Source organism: bacterium, assembly GCA_004299235.1.
In the GTDB taxonomy this organism is placed as follows: domain Bacteria; phylum Chloroflexota; class Dormibacteria; order Dormibacterales; family Dormibacteraceae; genus SCQL01.
Map to the genome: position 1 here is coordinate 38,691 of SCQL01000064.1, position 6,000 is coordinate 44,690.

Below are 6,000 nucleotides of genomic sequence, written 5' to 3' on the forward strand. Positions count from 1 at the left end.
CCGGTACCTGATCGCTGCCTTGGTGCGGGGTTGGCTGAGGTTGCGGATTCAAGACCCGGCCGCGGAACCGTTCAGTCTCAATTTTCGCTTTGGCAAGATCTGTGTCGGCGTCAACTTCATACCTGGCAGCCCACACTGAAATCCGGAACCGTATTGATGCAGATTTTTCTCGTTTGCAGATTTTCAAGCGCCCCGCACGACTCAGTTGGTTGCCTCATTGCGCTGATAGCTGCCGACAGGAGAGCGCAGACCTACGGCAAAACGATTCCAGCCATTGATTGCTACGACCGCTAGTGTCAAAGCGACTATCTCCTCCGGGCTGAAGACATTTTCCAATTCTTTGTAGATCTCGTCTGGTGCGTCTGAGTTCGGCAGCAGCGTGAGCGTCTCGCACCAGGCCAGTCCAGCGCGTTCCCTGGGCGAATACATCGGCGCTTCTTTCCATGCCGCAACAAGATGAAGCCGTTGCGGACTCATTCCTATTGCGCTGGCATCTTTCGTGTGCATATCGAGGCAATAGCCGCAGCCGTTCAGCTGGGAAGCGCGAATCTTTACAAGCTCAAGAAGTTCTGCCTCTAGAGTGCTGGCATGGACCGCATCTTCCAGCCCCCTCATCGCCTGCAATGCCTCAGGATAGATTTTCCGGTAGTCCACTCGCATCTTCCGGTCCTTTCTCCATAACAGACCAAGCCGTTAAGGCTTTTGCGGTTGTGGCGCTTAGAGCAAATGTTTGCTTTCCATTGTAGTCATGACCTATCGAAGCTGTTAGTGCCGCCTGATCAATACCTAGATGTTTGCTTTTTGCTGGTGCGGCTTGTCCCCCAAATATCAAACTGAGCACGCGATTCAATTGAACGGATCCGGCTTAGGTGGATCGGGGTTCCTTCGTGGTTGAATGAGTTAACTTTGAATGCGTTTTGTTTCGCCATTGGCGGGTGTTGTTTTGGCCGGCTGGCAGAATCTTCCTGTCGAAGCGGATCGGCCCTGCTACTGGTGATCAGGTTTTAGGTGAGGACAGTCAGGACATTGGACCTCTGGCGCACCTGGTTTGTATCCAATGTCGCCAACAATCAAGCGCGGTCCTGAAGGCCACTTGAAATACCTCCAAACCCAGTTGATGAGGACGGCGATCCGATTGCGAAAGCCAATCAGATATACCAGGTGCAACGCCAGCCAAGCCAGCCAGCCCAGAGTGCCGCTAATCACTAGTCCATGTTTTAGCTGGGCCACAGCTGCTCTGCGGCCAACCGTTGCCATCACCCCGCGTTCGCGGTAAACAAACTCTTCAGTTCGTTGTCCATTGATCCGATTGAGAATCTGCAGTGCCGCGTGATCGCCAGATTGGATCGCAACCTGAGCCACTTGCGGATACAAGGTGGCGGCGCCATGGGACCTAGTTGCATTTCCGGAATGAACGTTATTTTCAGATGGCCGGATTGCTGCGGCGTCACCGACAATGAAAACTTCTGGATGGCCAGGAACCGTGAGATCAGATTCGACCTGGATCCGCCCGCCGGGTCCATGGAGCTGCTCAGGCAAAGTCGAGGCAAGGGTACCATCCACAGTGATGCCCGCTACCCAGATAACGACCGATGCGCTTATTACCTGCCCGTCGACCAGAGTCACATCGGTTGGGGATACAGATGCAACCTGGGCATTGAGACGGATATCGACACCGCGGGAGGACAGAGCCTTTTCGGCATAGGTGCCTGCATGCGCAGAAAAGCTCGGCAACAAGCGGTCGCGTCCTTCAATGAGGACTACCCGGGTGCGAAGTGGATCCAGGCGAAGGCGGTCATGACGCATGGTGATGTCGATGAGTTCAGACAGGGCACCAGCAGTTTCGACTCCCGTGGGACCGCCGCCGACTACCACAAATACTGCGGCACCGCCGGCCCCGTTTGGATCGTTGTCGGCACGCTCCAGCGCGGCAAGAACTTTGTTGCGAACCCAGCGGGCGTCGTCAAGAGTGTAAAGGGGAAGAGCATGTTGCCGCACTCCCGGAATCCCGAGGAAGGACGCGGTTGCTCCAGTGGCAATGATGAGGTGGTCGTATTGGAGGGCTGCTCCGTCTTCGAGGATGACACTTCGTCGGCCAAAGTCGATGTTCGACACTAGGCCGTGTATGAAGCGGATATTGCTCCTCCTGCGCAGGATTGTGCGGATGGGGTATGCCACATCCGCAGTATCGAGGCCGGCAGTTGCCACCTGATAAAGGAGCGGCTGGAAGGTATGAAAATTGTGGCGATCGATGAGACGAATGTCAAGGGGTGCTTCTCGAAGCCGTTTTGCCGCCGCCAAGCCGCCAAACCCTCCACCAACTATCAAAACTCGCTCCAATGACACCTCCTTGTTTCCTCCGTGGCCTGGGTAGCTCCAAGAGAAGCAGCAGTGCTGTAGCCAGCGTTCATGTCTTGACCACTGGCAAACTCCAGTGGCTTTTCGTCAAAAAAGTTGTCCTAATGTTCAATTTTGTCAAGAGTGTGAAGCGCGATCGTTGAATGGGCAAAGGCACCTCCGGCCCGCATTTCCGCTGCCACCCAGATTGCCTCCATTATTTCTTGGTCGGTCGCGCCTTTTCGCTGGGCTAGCTTTGTGTGGCCCGCTATGCAATAGGGGCACTGTGTTACGTGGGCCACTGCCACTGCGATAAGTTGTTTTGTTTTTTCCGGAAGAGCGCCTTGGCTGAAAACGGCACGGCTAAAGGTTTCAAATGCCTCGTGAATTTCGGGCGCAAGTTCTTTGCGGCGCTTTCCAATCTCCGCGGTAGCGGGGGGATATACGCTGTTGTCATCGGTCAATGTTGTCACTGTCTCTCCTTGGTGCATACTTGCCAGATAATTTAAAGAACTGGTGGACTTGGATTTCCGGAGCCACAGCCAGGAAACTGTAATGGTAAGAACGAGTTTTACCACTGATGAGGTCTGGCTGGACAAAACCGCAAAGTTCAAAACACGCGGAAAAGGCAAAGGATTGCCGAAACGCCTCAGGCGAATTTGCAGCGATCATGCGCCTCGTACTGCTTGGAATTAACGCTTTCGCCATCTGCCGTACCCTCTCAATTGTGTTGGGAGTCGCTGAAGGGCTTCATTGCACCGCGTGTGTTTCATTTATTCTATTCCAGACTAGAGATATGCGATGCCTAAGCTTAAGCAGGATTCTCTCTGTCATGCTGAGATGGAGCGCAATGCCCTTTTGAACCATTAAAAGTTATTTCAGCGTTTCTTTTGACATCGGTGTATCGATGGTCTTTGGAAACATGCCCAAGACGTCTTTACGGGGGACTGTTTTTTGGACTCAGTTCCCGAGCGTGTGAGGCATCTCGTGGAGCGCCGTTCACCTGGCTGCTGATGCTAAATTGCGCGTAGTGGTGATAGATTCGTAATGGAAATCTAGCGGATTTGAGCGTGATCATGTGAAAGGTTTACTGAGAGCACGCAGCACGGACGGATCTCTGCTTTGCCCGGTCTGCGCTAGCCCGGCGCAAGATCTATATGTCCTGGCATCCCATCTGGTGGAGAAAGCAGAAGCCAGCGACGGCGCCCACGTGATGTGGCTAAACCGCAACTTGACCAAGCACCGCAAATCCATTGAGGAAATTGAGCGGCTGCTGGTCAGCCTGCTGGCCGAAGAGAGGCCATCCGACGAGGTGGTGAAACGATGAATCAATCTATGGCATCCAGGGTTGAAAAGGCGGTAATCGAGGGATGGTTTCTTGATCCGCCGCCGCTGATAGCTGCGATGGCAAACGGGCCCACAATCGGCGTAACGAGGGCTTTTGTGCTTCAGTGGACCAAATTCTCGCGGCTGTTTCCACGCTGGGTGGGGTCAATAATGTCGAACTGTCCTGAGTTTGCGGTGCTGGCCTACGAGGTGGAAAACCTAATGTCCGAGGTTGTCCGCGATCCTGAAAGCGATGGCAACCACTACCAGCTCTTGACCCGCCTAGGAGAAAGTGTCGGTCTTAGCCAAAATGAGATCGAGACTTACCCGGAGCTTCCACAGTCATCTGATCTCTTTGAATGGTTGTGGAGGAAAGCGCGCAACCCCGATTGGCTCATCGGCTTCGCTGCTGTTAATGGCCTGGAGATTTTGGGAGACCGGAACCTCCCTTTGAAATATGGTGTTCAGTCGGGCACCGGACTTAACCCTGAACCCTATGCCGATATCCTCGGACTTGAAGAGGAGAATCTTGAGTTCTTCAGGGTCAGCGATCAGGCCGATGCGGGTCACGGGCATGAAACCGTCGAAATCCTTGCGCGCTATACCCCGGCTGGGCGCGAAGACGAGATCCTGGCGGTGCTAAAAGAGGCTATGGATCAGCTGAGGCTAATGATGAACGCCCTGTGGGAATTGGCTACAGTGATAGACGCCGGACTGAATTCCAAAGCGAGGGCTGATGGCGAAGGGTGACCCTTGTGATCTGTGTGGATCCACCTGGGGGGATGTTGACCAGGAAATTGGCGGCCGCAGGTATCATTTCTGCTGAGACCTTTGAGCCGCCGCGTTCGCCAATTTGGTTGCAGCCATTGAGGGGCAACTGGGTGAAGGCGTTGTCGTCCGGTCGGACGACGTAGACGGAAATGACGTAACGGGCCTGGCTTGGCTTGCCACTGATAGCGAGTCCAAGTACAGCTATGCGGCGGTCTTCAATGACGATGGGACACTTGTCAGCTGCATCATTGGAGAGTTGAGTGGCTGATCCAGCCTGTTGTTCTGCTTCAGTATTGGCGAGAATGCCCAGTGAGAGGGGAATCATTTGAAATTCATAGGGAAGGCAAGGTCAATTCCGCCGCTGGTAAGCATGGCGATTTCCACTTTGTTAATTTCGTCGTGTGGCAATTCGCCTCAGGTCTCCTCGAGTGCCACATCCGCGGTTGGCACAACGACGACTAGTTCTCCGAGCAGCCAGCTGCAGTTTTATCCGGTCTCCTTCACTGCAGTTTCGGCTGATCAGTACTGGCTGCTTGGTCTGGGGCAATGCCCGAATTCATTGTGCACCTCGATCGTGCACACAACCGACGGGGGCAAGCATTTCTCAAAGGTCTCAGCACCTTCATCCCCAGTAGGTCCCAGACAGGGACCCGGTTCATACACGAGCTATATCGATACATTGCGATTTGTAACACCACTGGATGGATTTGCATTCGGCATCCGGTCCAGCGCACCCTTATGGGCTACCACCGATGGTGGGATCACTTGGAAGAAAATCGATCTGGGAGAAATCTTGGCCTTCGCCTCGAGCGGTGGCTATGCGTATGCGGTCACCGCATCATCCTGCAATCAATTAGGCAAATGCATCAATCTCGCCTTGAAGCGTTCGCCTGTGGGAACCTCAACGTGGTCAACGATAACCTTGCCAGCATCTCAAACCGGGCCGCTGGCGACGATGGCAGCTCACGGATCCTCTCTGTGGATTTCCATAGGAGCTTTGGCCAGCGCGAACAAACAGGATCTGCTCACCTCCACGGACTATGGGAACCACTTCAATTCCTTTGCCAGCCCCTGCTTTAGTGACCTGGGGGGCCAGATTGAAGCAAGTTCAAGCACCGTGCTCTGGGCTGTGTGTGCGACGGGCATGCAGGCGGGGGCATTCCGGTCCGCTGATGGTGGGAAAAGCTGGACGTCTATCAACGCTGAGCCTCTTAATAATTCGGCCCAGCTGGCTCCGGCGGATGACTCGACTGCAATCCTTGATCCGGGAGTTACCGGAGCTTTGCTGCGCACTGCCGACGGAGGAAAGACGTTTTCCCATGTCCAGGTGGGCGGCCCCGGAGAGTCGTGGGTAGCCTGGATTGGTTTCACAACCCCGTCGGTCGGTTCTGCATTGGTCGTGTATTCCACCGGCGGTCCAAGCTCGACTGTTTCAAGAGAGGAGCTATGGCGCACGGTCGATGGTGGCATAAGCTGGACTGGCCCGGTTTCATACTCCAGCTGAATACCATGGTGCGTCGTCGCTTCACCGGCCAGGTAGTCAAGCCGGGCTAAGCGCATCAATGG

Annotated in this window: 7 protein-coding genes; 4 read left to right on the forward strand and 3 right to left on the reverse strand. The window is 54.6% G+C overall.

Annotation, left to right across the window (positions count from 1 at the left end):
- Positions 1 to 201 precede the first annotated feature (201 nt).
- The 3 genes from EPN29_14170 to EPN29_14180 form a co-directional block, all read right to left on the reverse strand.
- On the reverse strand, positions 202 to 660 hold the full coding sequence (locus EPN29_14170) for a carboxymuconolactone decarboxylase family protein (GenBank protein TAN31015.1): 459 nt from the start codon (positions 658 to 660) through the stop codon (positions 202 to 204).
- A 327-nt stretch (positions 661 to 987) separates the two neighbouring features.
- Positions 988 to 2,346: an NAD(P)/FAD-dependent oxidoreductase gene (locus EPN29_14175; protein TAN31016.1), complete on the reverse strand. Its 1,359-nt coding sequence runs from the start codon at positions 2,344 to 2,346 to the stop codon at positions 988 to 990.
- A 113-nt stretch (positions 2,347 to 2,459) separates the two neighbouring features.
- The gene (locus tag EPN29_14180) at positions 2,460 to 2,828 is read right to left on the reverse strand and encodes a carboxymuconolactone decarboxylase family protein (protein TAN31021.1); all 369 of its coding nucleotides are present in this window, start codon (positions 2,826 to 2,828) and stop codon (positions 2,460 to 2,462) included.
- 587 nt (positions 2,829 to 3,415) lie between these two features.
- On the opposite strand from EPN29_14180, the gene EPN29_14185 reads away from it, so the two are divergent.
- The 4 genes from EPN29_14185 (at position 3,416) to EPN29_14200 (ending at position 5,938) form a co-directional block, all read left to right on the forward strand.
- Positions 3,416 to 3,664 (forward strand): hypothetical protein, encoded by a 249-nt coding sequence (locus EPN29_14185; GenBank protein TAN31017.1) that lies wholly within the window; start codon positions 3,416 to 3,418, stop codon positions 3,662 to 3,664.
- Positions 3,661 to 4,413 carry a hypothetical protein gene (locus EPN29_14190; GenBank protein ID TAN31018.1) on the forward strand — a complete coding sequence of 251 codons (753 nt, stop codon included), beginning with the start codon at positions 3,661 to 3,663 and terminating at the stop codon, positions 4,411 to 4,413. Before EPN29_14185 ends, EPN29_14190 begins: the two co-directional genes overlap by 4 nt.
- Entirely contained in the window at positions 4,400 to 4,489 is a 90-nt protein-coding gene (locus tag EPN29_14195; protein TAN31019.1) for a hypothetical protein, read from the forward strand. Before EPN29_14190 ends, EPN29_14195 begins: the two co-directional genes overlap by 14 nt.
- 270 nt (positions 4,490 to 4,759) lie before the next feature.
- The gene (locus EPN29_14200) at positions 4,760 to 5,938 is read left to right on the forward strand and encodes a hypothetical protein (GenBank protein ID TAN31020.1); all 1,179 of its coding nucleotides are present in this window, start codon (positions 4,760 to 4,762) and stop codon (positions 5,936 to 5,938) included.
- Positions 5,939 to 6,000 lie beyond the last annotated feature (62 nt).